A 17342-nucleotide genomic window follows, 5' to 3' on the forward strand; every position below is an offset into this window, starting at 1 on the left:
TTGCCCGCCAGTTCCTGCGCCTGCTCGGTGGACAGGCAGCGGATGCCCTGGTTCGTCTTGAAGTGGTACTTGACGAAGAAGGCCTCGCCCTTGGCCCGTGCCGTCCCGTTGAGCCGCCGGGGCCGGGCCACCGTCACCGACGCCTCCCTCGGCGGGCGCGCCGACCGTGTACTGGCCCGTTGGCGGGCACAACGCCCGTTCGATCAGGACGGCTGGTTCGAAAGGCGGCTGGCAGCCGACTCCCTCGACCCCGGCCTCCTGCGCGAACTGCTCACCGAGCCCGTCGAAGCCCTGGCCGAACGGCTGGGCGCCGAGGAGCCGTGGGCGCGCCACCTGGCGGCCGTCTTCGGGGAACCCCCGCCCACCCCGGCCGTCGAGATCCCCGACCGGGACGCCTTCGCCACCCTGGTCGCCCCGCTGCTCACCGCCGCCCGCGACCGGCTGCGCGGGGGCATCGCCGCCCTCGGCCCCACCCCGCTCGGCACCCCCGAGGAGATCACCGCCCACCTGCTGCCGTCCCTGACCGCCCCCGCCCACGCCATGGCCGTACGCACCATGATCGTGGAACTGGAGGTCGCCCGGCTCACCGGCCAACTGACCGGCGCCACCCCGCAGGAGCGCTACCGCGATTTCGTGCGCCGCCTCGCCGACCCCGCGCGGGCCGTCCAGATGCTCGCCGAGTACCCGGTCCTGGCCCGCCGCCTCACGGTGGCCGCCGAGCAGTGGACCGACACCCACCTCGCCCTCGTACGCCGCCTCGCGGCCGACCTGCCCGACGTCTCCCGCACCTTCTGCCCCGGCGTGCCCCTGGGCCGCCTGGCCGAGATACGCACCGGCCTCGGCGACGCCCACCGGGGCGGCGCCACCGTCACCGCCCTGCGCTTCGAGAACGGCACCCGGATCGTCTACAAGCCCCGCCCGCTCGACGTCGACCTCCACTTCCAGGACCTGCTGCGCTGGCTCAGCCCCCGGCTGCCGCTGCCGCTGCTGGAGGTCACCCACCTGCCCCGGGACGGCTACGGCTGGGTGGCCCACGTGGCGGCCAGGCACTGCCGGGACGCGGCCGAACTCCATGCCTTCTACCACCGCGCCGGGACACTCGCCGCCGTGCTCTACGTACTGGACGCCGTCGACTGCCACGCGCAGAACCTCATCGCCCACGGGGACCAGCCGGTACTCGTCGACTGCGAGGCGCTCTTCCACCCCGACCTGCGCGAACCCGCCAAGGACCTGTCCCCCTCCGAACGCCTGGCGCGCCACGACGCCGCCCACTCGGTGCTCCGGTCCGGACTGCTGCCCCAACGGGTGTGGGACGAGGACGGCAACGGCGGCGCGGACGTGTCGGCCCTGGGCTGGGACCCGGACCAGGCACCGCCCCGCACCGTGCCGTACGTGGACGGCGAAGGCACCGACCGGATGCGCATCGCGTACCGGCCGATGAACCTCCAGGGCGTCGACAGCCGACCCCTGCCCGCCGACCAGCCCCTGGAGCTGGCGGACTTCGCCGACGACCTCGACGCCGGGTTCACCGAGGCGTACCGGATCATGGCGCGGGCCAGACCGCAGGTGCGCCGCCTGCTGCGGGCCTTCGCCGCCGACCACACCCGGCTGCTGCGCCGCGACACGCTGGAGTACCGCAGCCTGCTCGCCGCCGGTGACCACCCGGACCTGCTGCGCGACGCCCTGGACCACGACCGCCACCTGGACCGGCTGTGGGCGCTGGCGGCCTGGGAGGAGAGCGCCGACGCCTTCCTCGCGCACGAACGCGCCGACCTGTGGAACAACGACGTCCCCCTGTTCACCCTCCGCCCCGACGGCGTCGACGCCCGCGCCTCCACCGGAGCCCTCATCCCCTCCGTCGTCGACCGGCCCGCACTCGACACCGCGCTCGACAAGCTCGACTCCCTGGGCCCCGCCGACCTCGCCCGCCAACGCGAACTCCTGCGCCTGTCGGTGACCACCGCCACCGGTACGAGCGAACCGTCCCGCCCGCAGGCCGCCGCCCCCCGCCCGGACACCCCGGCCCCGGACCCGGACCCCGGAGCGATCCGCGCCCGCGCCCTGACCAAGGCCGCCGAGGCCGCCGACCACCTGCTGCGCCGGGCCTACCGGGGACCGGCCGACCTGGCCTGGACCGGTCCCAACTGGACCCCGCCCGGCCGCTGGGCCCCGGCGGAACTCGGCCCCGACCTCTACAGCGGCACCGCGGGCATCGCCCTCTTCCTCCACCACCTCGCCCTCCGCACGGGCGAGGCGACGTACCGCAACGCCGCCCGGGCCGCCGGCGTCACCCTCCGCCACCAGGCCGGGCGCCGCGCCGACCGGCTCACCGGCGGTCTGACCGGCACCGGAGGCATCCTCTACACCCTCGCCCACCTCACCGCCCACCGCCCCGACGCCCCACTGGCCGCGCTCGCCGGCACCCTCGTCCAACGGGCCGCCGCCACCGCCGCCGAGGACGAGTCCTTCGACATCATCGACGGCTGCGCGGGCACCATCGCCGGGCTGGCCGCCTGGGGAGCGGTGCACCCCTGCGGCGCGGTGACCGACGCCCTCGCCCGCTGTGCCGGGCGGCTCGCGGACCGGGCCGCCCCGCAGCCCGGCGGCGGGGTCGGCTGGCTGCCCCGCGCGCTGGCCGGCACGGCCGACCGGCCACTGGCCGGATTCGCCCACGGCGCCTCGGGCATCGCCTGGGCGCTCACCAGGGCCGGGAGCCTGCTCGGTGACGAGCGGCTGGCCGCCCTCGCCCGGGAGGCGCTGGAGTACGAGCGGACCCTCTTCGACGCGGAGGCCGCCAACTGGCGCGACGTACGCGCCGACGGCTCGCCCGGCGCCGCCGCGTCCCACCCCGTGCTCTGGTGCCACGGGGCGGCGGGCATCGCCCTGGCCCGCGTGGAGCTGTGCGCGGAGCTGGACGACGCCCGGCTGCGCCAGGAACGCGCGGTGGCCCTGGCCACGGTGGCCCGCGACGGCTTCGGGCACAACTTCTCCCTCTGCCACGGCGACCTGGGCAACCTGGACCCGCTGCTCCTGGCGGGCGGGGCGGCGGCGGACACGGCACTGCGGCAGTCCGCCGTGACCCTGGATGCGCTGGAGACGCGGGGCTGGGTGTGCGGCATGCCGGGCGGGGTGCACAGCCCCTCGCTGATGACCGGGGTCGCCGGGATCGGCTACGGACTGCTGCGGCTCGCCGCGCCGGAGGCCGTGCCCTCCCTGCTGGCCCTCCGCCCGCCCGGGGCGGCACCCGTTCGGTGAGGTCAAGGGGGCGCACCGGGACGGAACCGTTCCTTCAGGTGAAAAGCCGCTTATCCGGGTCCGGCCGAGCCGCCTGCTCATCCCGCACCGGTAATGGAGCGTTACGACGTCGCCGTGCTGTGCCTTTCCTGAGCAGCCGTCTCTTGGCCCGGGACGGTGTAGCCCAGCGCGCGGGCCTGCCTTGCCGCTGTCGCGGCTAGAACGGAGCTGGCCGCCGACCTCGGCTGCGCGGCCGAGCCGTTCCGGCTCCTCGCTGAGTGCTGCGCCGCGTTCGCAGGGTCCCGTTCAGCTCAGCTCTCGCGCTGGCTCGCCGAGTTCGCGGTGCACGGGCGCCCTAATGACGGAGGGTGTCCAGCCTCGGGTATTCACGTCATTGTCAATGAGGATGGAACTCTCCGAACGGCGCATCCGGTGGAGTCGACCGAGACGAGCCAGTCGATGTCTCCGGCCGCGTCTCTCTCCGCCTGGATGGCCCGCAGCATGCGCGACAACGTGCCGTCCAGATCCCGCCTGCGGAAACGTGTGTACAAGGCCTGCCAGGAGCCATAACGTTCCGGCACGTCACGCCGGGCCGATCCGGTCCGCACCTTCCACACGATCCCGTTCAGTACCACCCGGTCGTCCAAACGGGGCCGCCCCGCAGTCCCCGAACTCGGCACGCGGGCGCACCGCCTTCGAAGGCCATGTCGCCGCTCTCCGCGCCATCGTCAAGGGCGCGGGCCCTGCGGTCGCGCCGCACCACCTCAGCAATGTGGTGATCGCCCTGATGGTCGCCTCCTTCATCCATGACGATCTGCCTGGCACCCATATCCCCGTCGCGCACCTCACGATCGCCGGGTTCGCCGCGTATCTGCTGTTCCAGGTGGGCTTGATCAACCTCCCGCAGGTCCTGGTGACCGAGCGCGACGAGGGCACCTTGCTGCGGCTGCGGGCCACACCCGGCGGCATACCGGCCTATCTAGTCGCCAAGTCCGTACTGATCGTCGTCATGGCGATGGGCATCATCACCGTCCTGTTGGGCGCCGCCGCTTTGTTCGTAGACGGGCCGCTGCCGCACAGCCCAGGCGGCTGGCTGACACTGATATGGGTCATCGGCCTCGGCCTGCTTGCCGTCGTACCGCTGGGCGCGGCGATCGGCGCCATGCTGCCCAACGCCCGCGAGGCGCTGGCGATGACAGTGCTGCCCGCGATGGCACTGCTGGTGACCTCAGGGGCGATGTTCCCGATCAGCCGGCTGCCGGTAGTAGTTCAGAACGTGGCGTCCGTCTTCCCGCTCCGGTGGATGGCGCAGGGCGTGCGCTCGGCCCTGCTGCCAGACGCCGCCCAGGTCGCAGAGCCGTCCGGCTCCTGGCAGTTGCCCACGGTCGCGCTGGCGCTGGCCGGCTGGGCCGTCGTCGGCTTCCTTCTAGCCGTCCCGCTACTGCGCCGTGCCGCCCGCCGCGAGTCCGGCTCCCGGCTGACCGAACGCCAGAGCAAGGGGCGCATGAGCGACGCGCTCACGATGTAACGCATCCTTTCGGCTCCGCGGCCCGGGGAGCCGGGCCAGCTCCTGGAAGTCCGTGAGTTTCTTGGCCAAGAGGAATCCACCGGGACGGTAGGCCAGCTCCAGCGCAAGGGTGTGGTGAGGCCGGTGGAACGACCGCCTCTCCAAGCCATCGACGTCATCGGGACTGGGGAGGATCGCCCAGCAAACGGGTGCTCTCCTGTGCTCAATGTGCCGAAGTGCTCAGACCGTGTCCTATGTGGTGAGGCGAACAAGTCGCTTGTAGCAGCAGATGGCGGCGGCGAGGCCGAGAAAGGCCAGGTAGTTGCGGGGATCGCGTTCGTAGCGGGGGCTGAGTCTGCGATAGCCGGACAGCCACGAGAACGTGCGCTCGATCACCCGACGGCGGTGGCCCAGCCGTTCGCTGGACTCGATTCCTTTGCGCGCGATCCGCACGCCGATGGGCTTGCCGCGTAACCATTTCCGCAGGTGGGGAACGTCGTAGGCTTTGTCGGCGTGCAGGCGCTGGGGCTTGAAGTAGCGGCCATTGTGGGGGGCGTGTCTCGTTTGGTGACCGGCCACCATGGGCTTCAGCCCTTCGCTGTCGTGGACGTTGGCGGCTGGGACGCCGACGACCAGGGGCAGTCCGTTCGCGTCCGACAGGATGTGCATCTTGGGACCCGGCTTGCCCCGGTCCACGGGGCTCGGACCTGTGTGTTCGCCCCCCTTTTTTTTGGCCCGTACGTGGGCGGAGTCGAGCACGACGCGGGAGACATCGATGAGGCTCGCGTCGTCGAGTCGGTGCAGGACCGCTTCGTGCAGCCGGCCCCAGACGCCGGCCCGCGACCAGATCATGAACCGGCGATGGGCCGTCGACTTCGATATCCCGAAGCACGGCGGCAGAGCCCGCCAGGCGCACCCGCTGACCAGCACGTAGATAATGGCCGCAAACAGCGTCTCATCAGGCGTGTCCTGCGTTCCGCCGCCCTGCGGCCCCGCCCCGCGGCCGCACCCTCGACGGCGGGATCAGCGGCTTCGCGATCTCCCACAGTCCGTCCGACGCGACGCGCAGCACCTCGTCACTCGCGATGACCGCCTGCAATTCGTAACCCACCCCGAGCCCTCCCCAACCGATTGGAGCCTCATCTTGCCTGACACGTCGCGACGGAACCCGCGTGCCTCCCCACTCCAGAACCCACACCCCACCAGCGGGTTCCTGCCACGTGAACCTTCAGAATTCGCGAACCCGCTGGTTTCTGGAATTCGACCGGAGAGCTGTTCCCGAGGGACTGGCCACCCGGCGCCAGCTTCGGGACATGGGCCTGAGCCCCGGTGACAACGAGGGCCCCGTCGCCATCGTGCGCTGCAAGTTGTGCGCCACCCGGCCGCAGTGGTCGTGCACCTACCCCACCCGTGGCTTCCTGCTCCGCGTCGACCTGGCCAGGCCCAAAAGGTCGCCCACGCTCGCCCAGGAGTGTGCGCTGGACCGCGCGCCGGCAGCGAGGTCCACCTGCCCCCAGTGCCGCCGGCGCTACTACTTCTGCCTCCCGCTGCGAACCCAGGGCTGCTGTGACCCCTGCGCCCGGGGCTACGAGCCCAGCCCCGACACCTACTTCACGTCCACGGCCCCGGTGACCCACCGGCTGGCCGCCTGATCAACGCTCTTTTGGAGGAGAAGTCACCGATGCTCAGTAGCCTGTTCACCCGCCGCCCCGCCGTGCAGGACCCGGCCCTCTCCTGGACGCCGCCGGGCACCACCGTCGTCCAGCGCTACCGCAACATCCTCGGCCCGCTGGAGGGCGCGGTCGTCCTCGTCTACATCTCCGCCAGTGACCGCAGCTCCGCCTACGGCGCTGCGTACCTGGACTGCACCTACCGCGCGGCCCGCAACGACCGCCGCGTACGGCTGGGAGACGCGGAGGCCGCTGACCTCGCCAACGCGCATGCCGCCCACTGCCGGGCGATCAACCGAGGCATCCCGGCGCCCCCCGACGACGCTGCCGTCGCGCGGATGGTGCGCAGCCGCATGCAGAGCAAGCGACCGCACGGCCCCTCGACGCATCAGGTGTACTTGACCGACTTCCTCGATGACCGCGTCGACCTCCAGCGCGACGACGACTTCATCAAGCAGGCGATGCTCGAGATCTCGCGGACCGGGGGCCACTTCCTCAAGAAGGCCGCGCCCGCGTACAACGGTGACACCGGCACCCGGTTCCTGGTCCAGCCGCGCCCACCCCGGAAGTGACGCGGTGCGCCCCCGTACGGCCGTGCTCCTGGCGGCCGTCGTCCCGGCCGCGGTCGGCACAGCGGCCGCCGTCCTCAAGGCCGGCCGATGGCGGCTGCACGCCGACCGGTACCGCATCGAGCTGACGCCCCGGCCTCGCCGCTCCTGTCCCGACTGCCGGGGCAGTGGCGGTTGGTGGGTCGGCGGCGCGACCCCGGAGATGGAGGCGTGCGGCTGCTGGGCGCGAACCGGACCGAGCTGCGTATCCGCCTCCTGCCCGCCCCGGCATGGCCGGACGAACCGCCGTTCTGACCCTGCCGAGTGGGCCACGCGGTCCGCCCGGCAAGGACAAGGAGATGCAACGCCCATGACCTCCACGGTCCCCTCTCCCGGCATCGACAAGAACATGGACGACGCCTGCGCCTCGGTCGTCAGCGAGATCAGCCGCACGGACGGAAAGTCGTCGTTATTCTCCGAACTACTTGGCATGCTGGCCGCGGTCCCCATCGTGGCCGACGGGGCGCCGGTGGAGTGGGGACCTGCGTCGGTGCGGCGTGCCGCGGTTTCCCATGAAATCCGGTGGAGTCTCAGCGGCCGGGAGTGGTTGGGTCCTGCTCAATGCTTCGCCGACCCGGCCCGGCACAGTGCGAGGCGCAAGGTCCGAATCGCAGGCGCGGTCTAGCCCGCGCGTCGTCGAGTGATGGAGGTCATCGCGGTGGCTGGTTATGGGGCGCTTTCCGACGTATACGAGTGGCTGATCGGGGACGACAGGTTGACCCCCGCCAAGGCAGCCGCGGTTTACTACAGCGATGTCGTGGGCTCTCTGCCGCCCAACGCACGCGTCCTCGACTGCGCGTGTGGAACCGGCCAGCTCGCCGTCGGTCTCGCGAGCCTTGGCCTTGACGTGGTCGCCGCAGACGCCAGCAATGGGATGGTTCGCCGGACCGAGAAGGCTGCAGACGAGCAGGGGGTCTCGCTTCGAGCCCTCCGCGCGAGCTGGGACGAGCTGCCCGACCACCTGGAGGACTCCACGTTCGATCTGGTGTTCTGCGTTGGCAATTCGCTCGGGCACGCCAAGGGCGCAGCCGGGCGCCTGACCGCACTGGAAGCGATGTCGCGGCTGCTGAAGCCGAGCGGACGCCTTGTGCTCCACTCACGCAACTGGGAGCTTGTGCGCTCCGCCGGCTCACGGGTAGACGTCCGCGATCGACTCATCCGCCGCAACGACCGCGATGCGGTCGTCAGCTACTTCTGGCAGATCGAGCAGTGCTGGGAGGAGGAGCACTTCCTGGAGATCGTGGTCGCCCAGATCGAGCCGGACGGGGCAGTGCGAGCCTGCTCGGAGCGGTTGTCCATCTGGCCCTACCGGTACGAGGACCTCGTGGCGCAGTTGCGGAGCGTCGGGCTCACGGTGCAGTCCACCACCTTCGACCCCGAGAGCGATGGATACCTGGTGGTCGCCAGCCGCGACGAGGCGCGAGGCACGTCTGAGCATGCGCGTCCAACTACCTGATCGAACGAGGGGACTCCAAGGAATGAGCGCGGAGTCAGGGGTGAGTTGTCCGCGGCCACCAAGTCTTTGAGGTACACCGCAACGGCCTCGATCGGCCTGTCACGCGGATCCAGTATCTGGTACGGCTCCCAACAGTCTCCTGTCTCCAGTAACTGGCCCACTTGAGGCAGGAAGAAGTTCTTCAAGTCCCTTCCAGGACGTCGTTCGCCAGGCACGGCGCGAAAGCTAGCAGAAGGGCGCTCTGACCTGCGAATACGCATGATTTAGTTCGGTCAACACGTCCTGCTCGCCTTCAACGGCGCCGTCCTCGCGGGCCTCGTGTCCGTCGCCGACAAGGACCTGCCCCTGTTCACCAAGGTGTTCGGCGCGAGCGCCGTCCTCGCCCTGGGCGCAGCCGCCGTGCTGCTGCTCGTGGTCGTCCGCCCCCGGCTCAGCGGAGCCGACCGCGCATCCTTCCCGTACTGGGCACGTCTGGACGAAGACGAGATCCGCGCCTGCATGGACGGCGACACCCGGGCCGCCCGCATCCGGGCCCTGTCCACCTTGGCCGTGCGGAAGTTCACCCACCTGCGGCGCGCGGTCGACCTGTCGCTCGCCGCCCTGGTCCTGCTCGCGCTGGCGGCGCTGGACTCGCCCTCTGATGGCGGCCGTAACCCGCACACGCCTGGACCGCGTACGCGCCTCGGTCGGGATCGCTTCGCTGGCCCTCCAACAGATCGGGGACGACCTTCGCGCCGACGACGTCGGCCAGGAGAAGCTCGCCGCGATCCTGCGCGAGCTCATAGAGGACACGGACCCGCCCGGCGGGTTCATGGCGGTCGTCGCGCAGCTGCTCACCGCCGCCGCGCGCCGTGCCGAGCAGGTCGAGCCCGACCGTGACGGCGACGCCTCGCGTCCCCCGCACGAGGCCGCCGCCCTGATCACCGCCCACGCCGGGCAGCCCTATCCGGGCTGCCCGGCGCCCTTCACCCGCAAGGAGATCTTGCATGACCGTCTACCCGCCGATGCCCGAGCACAGCCTCGTGGTCCTCATCGGCCCCTCCGGCGCCGGAAAGTCCACGCTCGCCGCCACCTGCACCGCCTCGCAGGTCCTGTCCCTGGACGCGCTGCGCGAGGCGGTCAGCGACGACGCGGGCGACCAGGATGCCACCGGCGATGCGGTCGCCGCCCCGCACCTGCTCCTGGAAGCCCGGATGCGCCGCCGGTTGTTCACGGTCGTCGACGCCACCGACGTCACCCGGGCCGCTCGGGAGCCGCTGGTCGCCGCCACCCGGCGGCACGGCATGCTGCCCATCGCGGTCCTGGTCGCCACCCCCGGCACGGTGTGCGAGCAGCGGCAGGGCCTGCGGCCGGCCAGCCGCACGGTGCCGGAAGCCGTGGCCCGCCAGCACCGCAAGGACATGGTCGGCTCCCAGCGGACCCTCAAGGCCGATGGCTTCCGCGAGATCGTCCTCGTCGACACCCTCTACCGGCTGCTGCCCTTCCTGCGGCGCCTGAGCGCGGCCCGGCAGGCAGACCTCGGCCTGGACGGCGGCGACGGCCTGGGCGAGCTGCTCCTCGTACGCCGCGTCTTCGGCCCGGAGATCCTGCCGCTGTGGCAGTGGCAGTGGCAGCGGCAGCCCGGCTCGGCCCTCGCCGGCGGCGACCGCGTTGCGGAGATCCGCCTCGGCGGACAGCACCTCACCGTCGCCCTGCGCACCGACATCGACGGCGAAGGCGACTACGGATTCGACGTCCTGGTGCCGTGCCCGCACGACGACGACTGCACTGCCCCGGCCTGGGCTCCCGCCTACAGCGTCACCTGCCTGCCCCGGGCCCTGACCGGCGACTTGAACCGGCACGAGGACACCATCTGCACCGTCCCCACGACGGCTTCGACGACCTCGACCAGGAGGCCAGCGACCACGACCTGGAGGAGGACCCCGCAGGCCGCGCCGACCTGGAAGCGCAGTACACCGAGGCGGTCCGCGGATGAGCCGGGCCGCCGACGGCCCGCACCCGCACCCGCTCACCCCGGCCGAACTCCCCGACGGCGATGCGTGGTGGCACGGCTGCCCCGTCTGCCATCTCCCGGTCCAGGGCGCCGCCGCCGGCCTCGCCGCACACCGCAACACCGTCCACACCCGCTCCGGCGACCCGCGCATCCCCATCACCATCGAGCTCGACTTCTGACAAGGAGCGCCACCATGGCCGTCCAGACCCGGACCGACACCTTCGCCGCACTCAGCTCCTGCTTCGCCGCCGACCTCGCCGCCCTCATCGAAGGCCCGGTGCCGCGCGGCGCCACCGAGACCGTCTTCATCGGCCTGGTCGAAGAGGTCCGCGATGTCCTCGGCTCCTCCAGCCTCGGCACCTGGCAGGACGCCAGCGAGGACCTGGACCACGCCGTCGGCTACCTCACCGACGCACTGACCGGCCCGGACAGCGACCAGCGCACGCTTCTGGCCCCGGCGCGCGCCCACCTGCGCGACGCCATCGCGACGGCCAGCTGATCCCACACCGGGTTGAGCGCACTCTGTGCTGCCCCGGCCTCGGCACTCGTCCGGGGCCGGGGCGGTCGCAGTGTTCCCTCAACCACACGAGCGACCGAAGGGAGATGGGCGTCATGATCCTGCGCACCTACGAGGTCGACGTCCCGATACATGATCCCGCCCAGCCAGGCCGGCGCGGCTGTGACTGAGCGCGCTAGTTGTCCAGTGAGCGCACGATCTGGCCGGTTGAGTGCCCGGCTGAGACTGAGCGCTTCAGTTGGCGAGTGAGTGATTGAGCTGGCGGGGCCGATGCTCACATTTCTGTGCTTGACCGACGCGAGGGAGCGCATGCCGGTGAAGGCCTCGCCGCGCAGGCCGGCGACAACTACGGTGCTGGGGTGACTGATCTTGAAGTAGTGGCACGTGGGCTGGTTGGCGGCGAACGCTCTTTTGAACAATTGAGATGCCATCCGCGGCTTCCGCTGGTGGCCTGTTCGGATTCCGAGCGGCCGGCAGTCCACATCTGGGACTGCGGCACCGGGCAGCTGCGCGAACTCGGCTCCGTGGGCTGCACGTCGAACGCCTATGGAGATGCCCTTGGGCGGGAGCGGGCAGAGCGGACGCCTGCTGTTGCGTGGCATCCGGACCAGCCACTGCTTGTGGTGGCTGGGGAAGACGGACTGCGGCAATGGACTCCTGCTGAGGTCTCCGAGCTGGAAGGTGCTCCAGCCTTCGCCTTCTATCGCAGCCTGGCTTTCAGCCCGGACGGGCAGACCCTGTGGGCTTCACCGTCATTTCGCGACGAAGGCGGTGGTTGGGAGAGCTCGGACGTCCTTGACCTTGCCGCCGGAACCATCGGTGCCGGACCCCGCTGGGACACAGGAGTCGCGCAGCATCCCGGCGGCGGACTTGTCGCCACGCTCAGCAGTGACCAAGGGGCCACTCACTGCCTTTTCGCGCGAGTCGATCAGGGGACCGCGCCTGCCATGATGCGGCCGCTCCGTCGGGCGTTGATCCTGGACTGTGACGGCTACGAGACTCCGCTCTTCAGCGCGGACGGACGTCACCTTGCGGTTCGTGGCAACGCGTACGACAACTCGGTGGAAGTTTTCGAGTTTCCTTCGTTGCGCCGGGTTCTGACCACAACCCTCGGCGACTCCAGCCCTGGCTATCCGTACCCGCAGGAGTGGCTTGACCAGATGCAAGCCTGGTCGCGTCACAATGTTGCCTTCGGGACGCGACCGGGTGTGCTGTGGATTGCAACACCCGCGGGAGCGCTGGTCGAGGTGGACCTCGAAACTCGGCAAGCGGTCGAGCACGATGTGCTGACCGGATCCCGATTGTCCGCGCTGGCCGCCACAGCCACCGGCGAGCTCCTGGTTGCCGGCAGCGGGGGAGATCTGGTGCTTTTGTCCGTGCTCTCCGGCTCCACGCAGAACTGCACCGCGAACAGGGACACTTCCAGGGATGCGGCCGCGGCGTTCCTGGAGACCACCGCCGAGGTTCCGGTCGACGGCGACGACCTGGAGACGCACCTTGTCCTGACCGACGGAACCCGCACATGGGAGGCAGACGATCTGGCAACGACGACTGCGGCCAGCTCCACAGATCCAACCTGGCTTCAGCTTCAAGCCGCCATCAACGCGGCGCAGGTCCAGTGCGAATGAGCCGACGAACGCGACACGCCACCTGTGACAGCGGTGGGACCAACACTACGGACACGGATATAAACGGTCAGATCCAGGGGTGAACGGATGAGCACAGATGGGGAACGGGAGCGCTGGGAACTGCGGCCCGACGGCGGTGTGGGGCCGCTGCGCTTCGGGATGTCTATAGCCGAGGTCGCCGAGGCCCTGCTGGTTTCCGAGCCGCAGGCACGGATTGGTGGCCCGTACGGCCAGCAAGACTTTTGGGACGGAGCGAAGGTGTTCTACGACGTGGGCGAGCTTGCATGCGTCGCGCTGGATGCAGTCGCCGGTCCGCAGGTCTTCCTGGCCGGCTTTCCACTGGCGGGGAGCGACCACGTGCAAGGCCAACAGTTTCTCCTGGACCATGCCGCGGAGCATGAACTGGATCCTGTTCACCTCTGACGGGTCGCTTTCCCTGACCGACCTCGGGATTCTTCTGCGCTCACAGCGGGTCGGGGAAGCGTGGCTTACGCGTCCGCTCTTCGTGAAGGAGGAGTGGCTGGATTCGGAGTACTACCGAGACCACCTTCCGCTGGAGGGTGTCGCGGACTGAGCGCTTGATCTGGCGAGCGGCGCCGACTGAAGTGCTCAGTGACACCGGCGTCGATCGTTACGGACAAGTGTTCGGCGTGGGTGTCGAGCGTGTTTCTGAGGCCCAAGTTCAAGGAGTTGCAGCGCCAGGCCGTGCGGGCGCTGGGGCTGATGCGCGACGGGCCCAGGGAAGAGGAACGCAGGTCCAATGCCGGGGGATGGTTTCAGCATGGATCGCGTCACGGGGTTGGCGAACGGGGGTCTTGTCGAACGTGATGTAGGCGCCGTCCTGATCGCGCTTGAAGCAGTCCGTCGCGAGCTGAACGATTCGGGTCACGGGTAGGGCATAAAGGCGGATGAAGGCTCCTGCCATGCGCACGTTGAGGGGGTGCTCCGACCTCTTCGGCATCCACGTCAACACCGCCGTCGAGTGGTCCGTGCTGGCGCAGGACAGCTGGGCGGACTATGTAGCAGCCCGGAAGGCTGCCGAATAGTGCACGGAGCGCAATTGCATCCTTCTGCGATTTACAGAAGGAATGAACCACTCAGCTCGCGGATCGCCTCCAGCGGGTATGGTGTCTGCCTGCTCTGGTGCTGGAACGTGCGGTTGAAGTCGGACATCACGGTGGCGATCGGCGCATGGCGAGCGAGGAGTGCGGCGGCCTCCTCCGGGATTCCCGTAGGGCGCTTGCCCGCCGCGTAGGACCGCACCAGCGCGTGACGGCTCTCCTGCTCCCCCCTCTGATATCCGTAGAGCGCGGTGACCAGCCAGTTCACCAAGTATGTCGCGGTGTAGCAACGGTCGTAGGACTGGTGCCGGGCGAAGAAATCGGCTTCGCCCGGCGACAACTCGAAGCCGGAGGAGATGGCGAGGCCAAAGTCTGCGAAGTAGAGGCGCTGGCCGTCAGTCAGAATGTTCTCGAAGTGGGCGTCGAAGTGCAGGAGCCCGCGGCTGTTGATGAACGAGGTGCCGTCCGCCAGTTCCTTCTCCACCATAGCGCAGGCGCGGCCGACGTTGTGGTCTCCCGCTTCGATCCTGGCGCCCAGCCATTGGTGCAGGTTCTGTGGGATGTACTCCAAGAACAGCGCGATGCTCGCTGAGGACTGCTGAAGAGCCTCGATCCGGCCGCGTACTTGCGATCCACCGCCCCAGTAGGCGACGGCCCGTTCGACGTCGGCCAGTTCTTCGGGCAGCGGCGCCGAGTCCGGCACGATCCGGTAGTGGTACATCAGCGGGAAACCCTCGTACTCCGCTGCGAGCACCCAGTTCGTCGTCATGGCGTGCACGGCGAGCTCTCGCCAGGCTCCGAAGCCCGGTCCGCCAATGGTGCCGGTGCCGTAGTGGCAGAAGAGGGGAAGCTCGAACAGGTTCGCCGTGGACCGGACGTGCTCAGGTTCCCTTTCCAGGTCGGTGAGAGGCACCCGCTTCACGAAGACCGGGGTTCCAGCGACTTCCGCCAGGGCAGACGTCCCGCCGATGCCGGAACCGAGCGGCACAGCCGTGTCAACGAGTTCACGCAAGGCGCGATCGCTGCACAGGGCCAGGGCTGTGGAGACGGCGCCGTAGGCGGTCAGCCGTGCACCATGCGACATGTCAGGGCCCTTCATTGTGACCTCCCCTGGGGCGCAGACCTCGATTCTGCACCGCCATCGCCGGGGACGAAGTCGTGTCGTGGCCTCCGACGCGACGCCAGAGGATGGGCAGCTCGCTGCGGACTATCCCCTCCCCGCAGGGCCACGTGGCGCGGCCGTTGCCGCCCCAGGTCACCTCGAAGACATGACGAGCGCGCTGGACGCCCTTCAGGGCATGCTGCTTGGTGCCGCCCAGGACGAAGCCGGTGTCCCACCCGGGACCGCAACAGCGCAGTTGACGCGCCCGCGATCGAGTGACAGCAGACCCCTTGGGCCGGGAGTTGGTCTAGGCTGCTCCTCAAACGGCAGCGGCAAGGCCGTGCTCCCTTGAACGCCATCGGCCCACCGGTGTTCATCAATGGGCGGCGAAGGAGCTCAGCTCTACACCGCAACTATGCGCATCGCTAACCCGGCTGACGGCCCGATCGCCGTACCGGAGGGCCGACTGGTACGGAGAACCAGGACCTCGCATGCCCAGTGAGCGAATCAGTCGACTCGCGGCCCGGCGCCAGCAATACACCAACGAGACCTACCAGCAGGCCCGCGACATGCTCCGCCCCGGCCGGGCGCCCATCCCCGGTGCGGACTGCGACGAGCAACGCAACTTCGAGGCCGAACTCTTCTACCAGGTCCTCGAGTCAAATAGGGACTTCACCGCCTATCCCTTCGGTATCCGGCGTGTCCGGCCCCAGCCCGACACCATCGAACTGGTCGTTGAGAGCGACGAACGTGCCAGGAGGCTTTTGCCATGGCTGCTGCCCAGCTACGAACCCGGAGGTGAGGTCCACGGCATCCCCGGGCTTCGCCTCCGGCAGCGCACAGCCAGAGGCGTAGAACTTCACATCGCCGGCCAACGCACCTCTGCGTGGCTGACGGGCCCGCATCACGACGTATGGAAGCGCGCAGAGACCGAGAGCCTCGAACACGTCGCGGATATCGGATGGAAGACTCTATGGCGCGGGCCGGAGCACTGGTCCACGGAAGAGGTCGCCTTCGAGCACGAGTGGAAAACGGGGGAGTGGTCTCGGCATTTCCGAGCAGGCGCCTGGAGCGCCAGCGGACTGCTGCGTCGCCTCGGAATCTTCCACACCCTCACCGCAGCCGATGCTGTCACCGGCTACAAGGGGCTGGGCATCAACGGGTACGAAGGCAGTGCCCCGGTGCGTTGGTGCCTCGACATCATTCACCGATCCGGGACCCGGCGCCACATGCAAGACCTGGTCGAAGCGGTCACGGACGCGGAGTTCGGATTGCCCGTATCCCGAGCTGATCATCTGGACGCCATCTACCCACCAGAGACGATGGAGAACTGGATCCGCCTGGACGATGAGGCCCGGACAGGCCTCATCGAACTACGCTTCACCACTTGGAACTACGAACAACTCCGGCTGACCACCTGCGGCCCGAAGTACCGGGCGATCGCCGAAGTGGTCGAGCGGCGAGTCAGCACCGCAGCCCAACGCCTCGGTCGGCGCTGAGAACCCCTCCTGATGGGCCGAGGGCGTTTAGGACTCAGCAGGTATCGCGGGACAGTCAGTCTTCGTCGGCTCGAAGCGCCAGCACGGCACCGCCGAGTCGGACATCCCATCCTCGGCGTGCCTCCACGGCTTGGGCGCCGGCGATCCCGGCCTGCGCATCGGTCAGGGTCATGGCCACGTCCTCGTGGAAGGGGAAGCTGCCCCATGTCAGCTCCCACCGATCCCCAGCCGATGGCCGCGAGCGGGCGCGGTCAGTGTGATCTTTAGATCATTCAGCACCCTGGCAGTATCCACCGGGGCACCGGATTGTCGCGGCCGGGTTGCACGCGCCCACCAGCAGCGTCACAGGGTGCGCCCGGTCGCGCCGCCAGCAGCAGACCGTGTTGGCCCGGTGCCGAAGCGGGGCCACGGTCAGCGCAGTCAGTAGTGTTCTTCCCGGTAGATGCCGTCGGTGTCGGTTCCGTGGCTCCAGCCGCTGAAGTCCGTATTCGCCAGCTCCATGTTGATCAGGAAGGACCCGGCTGCGGCGAGTGTGATCCTGAACGGCTCGCCGTCATCGTCGGGGTCGTTGTTGACGGCCAGCAACGGGAGCTCTGCGGAGGTCAGGGCGCGCTGTTCGGCGATGAGGAGGAGGGTGCTGTGGGGCCGGTCTTCGTCATCGCGGCCGATCCGCGCCTTGATCTGGTCTACGGTGAAGCCCGCGTAGTCACGGTTGTCGATGACCGTGAGGGAGTCGTACCGCTCTGGTTTTTTTTCGAGGGCTTGGAGCAGGCCGGCCCAGGCGTCTGGCTGGTCGAAGGACGTGCGGACCAGGAGCGGACCGGCGGCGTCCTCGATGGTGGAGGAGGTCGGTTCCGGCTCGGCCCCCGTACGTTCGCCGGGGATGACCTGGATGAGGAAGCGGGGCTTCTTGCCGTCCGAGGAGCGGTCTTCGGCGTGGACGCGGATCAGGTAGGGGCCGGCCCCTACGGCGGCCAGATTCTCTTTGCGGACAGGCTCGTATCCGCTGTCGCACAGGGCGAGGAAGCCGGTCGTGGAGATCAGGGTGATCTCTTCGACCTCGTCCC

14 protein-coding genes and 4 pseudogenes are annotated in these 17342 nt (G+C 69.5%); 13 read left to right on the top strand and 5 right to left on the bottom strand.

The features are described from left to right. Positions 1–95, bottom strand: a pseudogene (locus AB0E62_RS38855) (catalase); the annotation flags it as partial. Positions 96–108: 13 nt separating this feature from the next. Between AB0E62_RS38855 and AB0E62_RS38860 the strand changes: the two are divergent. Then, positions 109–3255 (top strand): type 2 lanthipeptide synthetase LanM family protein, encoded by a 3147-nt coding sequence (locus tag AB0E62_RS38860; RefSeq protein ID WP_362205487.1) that lies wholly within the window; start codon positions 109–111, stop codon positions 3253–3255. Between the two features lie 365 nt (positions 3256–3620). Here the strand turns inward: AB0E62_RS38860 and AB0E62_RS38865 are convergent, their stop codons facing one another. Then, positions 3621–3914 (bottom strand): transposase, encoded by a 294-nt coding sequence (locus AB0E62_RS38865; RefSeq protein WP_362205490.1) that lies wholly within the window; start codon positions 3912–3914, stop codon positions 3621–3623. An 80-nt stretch (positions 3915–3994) separates the two neighbouring features. Between AB0E62_RS38865 and AB0E62_RS38870 the strand changes: the two are divergent. Continuing rightward, positions 3995–4762, top strand: a pseudogene (locus tag AB0E62_RS38870) (ABC transporter permease); the annotation flags it as partial. 231 nt (positions 4763–4993) lie between these two features. Here AB0E62_RS38870 and AB0E62_RS38875 read toward each other — a convergent pair. After that, positions 4994–5828: pseudogene (locus tag AB0E62_RS38875) on the bottom strand (IS5 family transposase). A gap of 133 nt (positions 5829–5961) precedes the next feature. On the opposite strand from AB0E62_RS38875, the gene AB0E62_RS38880 reads away from it, so the two are divergent. From AB0E62_RS38880 to AB0E62_RS38925, 10 genes and pseudogenes are all read left to right on the top strand, one after another. After that, on the top strand, positions 5962–6393 hold the full coding sequence (locus AB0E62_RS38880) for an RRQRL motif-containing zinc-binding protein (RefSeq protein ID WP_362205493.1): 432 nt from the start codon (positions 5962–5964) through the stop codon (positions 6391–6393). A 29-nt stretch (positions 6394–6422) separates the two neighbouring features. Then, complete coding sequence (locus tag AB0E62_RS38885) at positions 6423–6983, top strand: hypothetical protein (RefSeq protein WP_362205496.1); 561 nt, start codon at positions 6423–6425, stop codon at positions 6981–6983. Between the two features lie 4 nt (positions 6984–6987). Then, positions 6988–7274 (top strand): annotated as a pseudogene (locus AB0E62_RS38890) (hypothetical protein). 55 nt (positions 7275–7329) lie between these two features. Continuing rightward, complete coding sequence (locus AB0E62_RS38895; protein ID WP_362205499.1) at positions 7330–7644, top strand: hypothetical protein; 315 nt, start codon at positions 7330–7332, stop codon at positions 7642–7644. Between the two features lie 18 nt (positions 7645–7662). After that, on the top strand, positions 7663–8475 hold the full coding sequence (locus AB0E62_RS38900; protein ID WP_362205502.1) for a class I SAM-dependent methyltransferase: 813 nt from the start codon (positions 7663–7665) through the stop codon (positions 8473–8475). Between the two features lie 357 nt (positions 8476–8832). Continuing rightward, entirely contained in the window at positions 8833–9354 is a 522-nt protein-coding gene (locus tag AB0E62_RS38905; RefSeq protein ID WP_362205526.1) for a Pycsar system effector family protein, read from the top strand. Positions 9355–9461: 107 nt separating this feature from the next. After that, positions 9462–10967 (top strand): AAA family ATPase, encoded by a 1506-nt coding sequence (locus tag AB0E62_RS38910; RefSeq protein WP_362205505.1) that lies wholly within the window; start codon positions 9462–9464, stop codon positions 10965–10967. 377 nt (positions 10968–11344) lie between these two features. Further along, the gene (locus AB0E62_RS38915; protein WP_362205508.1) at positions 11345–12613 is read left to right on the top strand and encodes a hypothetical protein; all 1269 of its coding nucleotides are present in this window, start codon (positions 11345–11347) and stop codon (positions 12611–12613) included. 87 nt (positions 12614–12700) lie between these two features. Then, positions 12701–13036 carry a hypothetical protein gene (locus tag AB0E62_RS38920; protein ID WP_362205511.1) on the top strand — a complete coding sequence of 112 codons (336 nt, stop codon included), beginning with the start codon at positions 12701–12703 and terminating at the stop codon, positions 13034–13036. 500 nt (positions 13037–13536) lie between these two features. Further along, positions 13537–13659 carry a hypothetical protein gene (locus AB0E62_RS38925; RefSeq protein WP_362205514.1) on the top strand — a complete coding sequence of 41 codons (123 nt, stop codon included), beginning with the start codon at positions 13537–13539 and terminating at the stop codon, positions 13657–13659. A 31-nt stretch (positions 13660–13690) separates the two neighbouring features. Here AB0E62_RS38925 and AB0E62_RS38930 read toward each other — a convergent pair whose 3' ends face one another. Then, positions 13691–14773, bottom strand: coding sequence for a serine/threonine-protein kinase (locus tag AB0E62_RS38930; RefSeq protein ID WP_362205517.1), 1083 nt, complete (start codon positions 14771–14773; stop codon positions 13691–13693). A gap of 494 nt (positions 14774–15267) precedes the next feature. Between AB0E62_RS38930 and AB0E62_RS38935 the strand changes: the two genes are divergently transcribed. Beyond that, positions 15268–16275 carry a hypothetical protein gene (locus tag AB0E62_RS38935; protein ID WP_362205520.1) on the top strand — a complete coding sequence of 336 codons (1008 nt, stop codon included), beginning with the start codon at positions 15268–15270 and terminating at the stop codon, positions 16273–16275. 420 nt (positions 16276–16695) lie between these two features. On the opposite strand, the gene AB0E62_RS38940 is transcribed toward AB0E62_RS38935, so the two are convergent. Continuing rightward, positions 16696–17342: hypothetical protein (locus AB0E62_RS38940; protein WP_362205523.1), on the bottom strand; the 647-nt coding region annotated here is incomplete at its 5' end.

Source organism: Streptomyces sp. NPDC038707, from assembly GCF_040636485.1.
In the GTDB taxonomy this organism is placed as follows: Bacteria; Actinomycetota; Actinomycetes; order Streptomycetales; family Streptomycetaceae; genus Streptomyces.

Coding starts and splice junctions, on each gene's coding strand:
- AB0E62_RS38935 (WP_362205520.1), top strand. CDS start 15,268: ATGCCCAGTGAGCGAATCAGTCGACTCGCGGCCCGGCGCCAGCAATAC.
- AB0E62_RS38925 (WP_362205514.1), top strand. CDS start 13,537: ATGCGCACGTTGAGGGGGTGCTCCGACCTCTTCGGCATCCACGTCAAC.
- AB0E62_RS38910 (WP_362205505.1), top strand. CDS start 9,462: ATGACCGTCTACCCGCCGATGCCCGAGCACAGCCTCGTGGTCCTCATC.
- AB0E62_RS38885 (WP_362205496.1), top strand. CDS start 6,423: ATGCTCAGTAGCCTGTTCACCCGCCGCCCCGCCGTGCAGGACCCGGCC.
- AB0E62_RS38895 (WP_362205499.1), top strand. CDS start 7,330: ATGACCTCCACGGTCCCCTCTCCCGGCATCGACAAGAACATGGACGAC.
- AB0E62_RS38900 (WP_362205502.1), top strand. CDS start 7,663: ATGGAGGTCATCGCGGTGGCTGGTTATGGGGCGCTTTCCGACGTATAC.
- AB0E62_RS38930 (WP_362205517.1), bottom strand. CDS start 14,773: ATGAAGGGCCCTGACATGTCGCATGGTGCACGGCTGACCGCCTACGGC.
- AB0E62_RS38920 (WP_362205511.1), top strand. CDS start 12,701: ATGAGCACAGATGGGGAACGGGAGCGCTGGGAACTGCGGCCCGACGGC.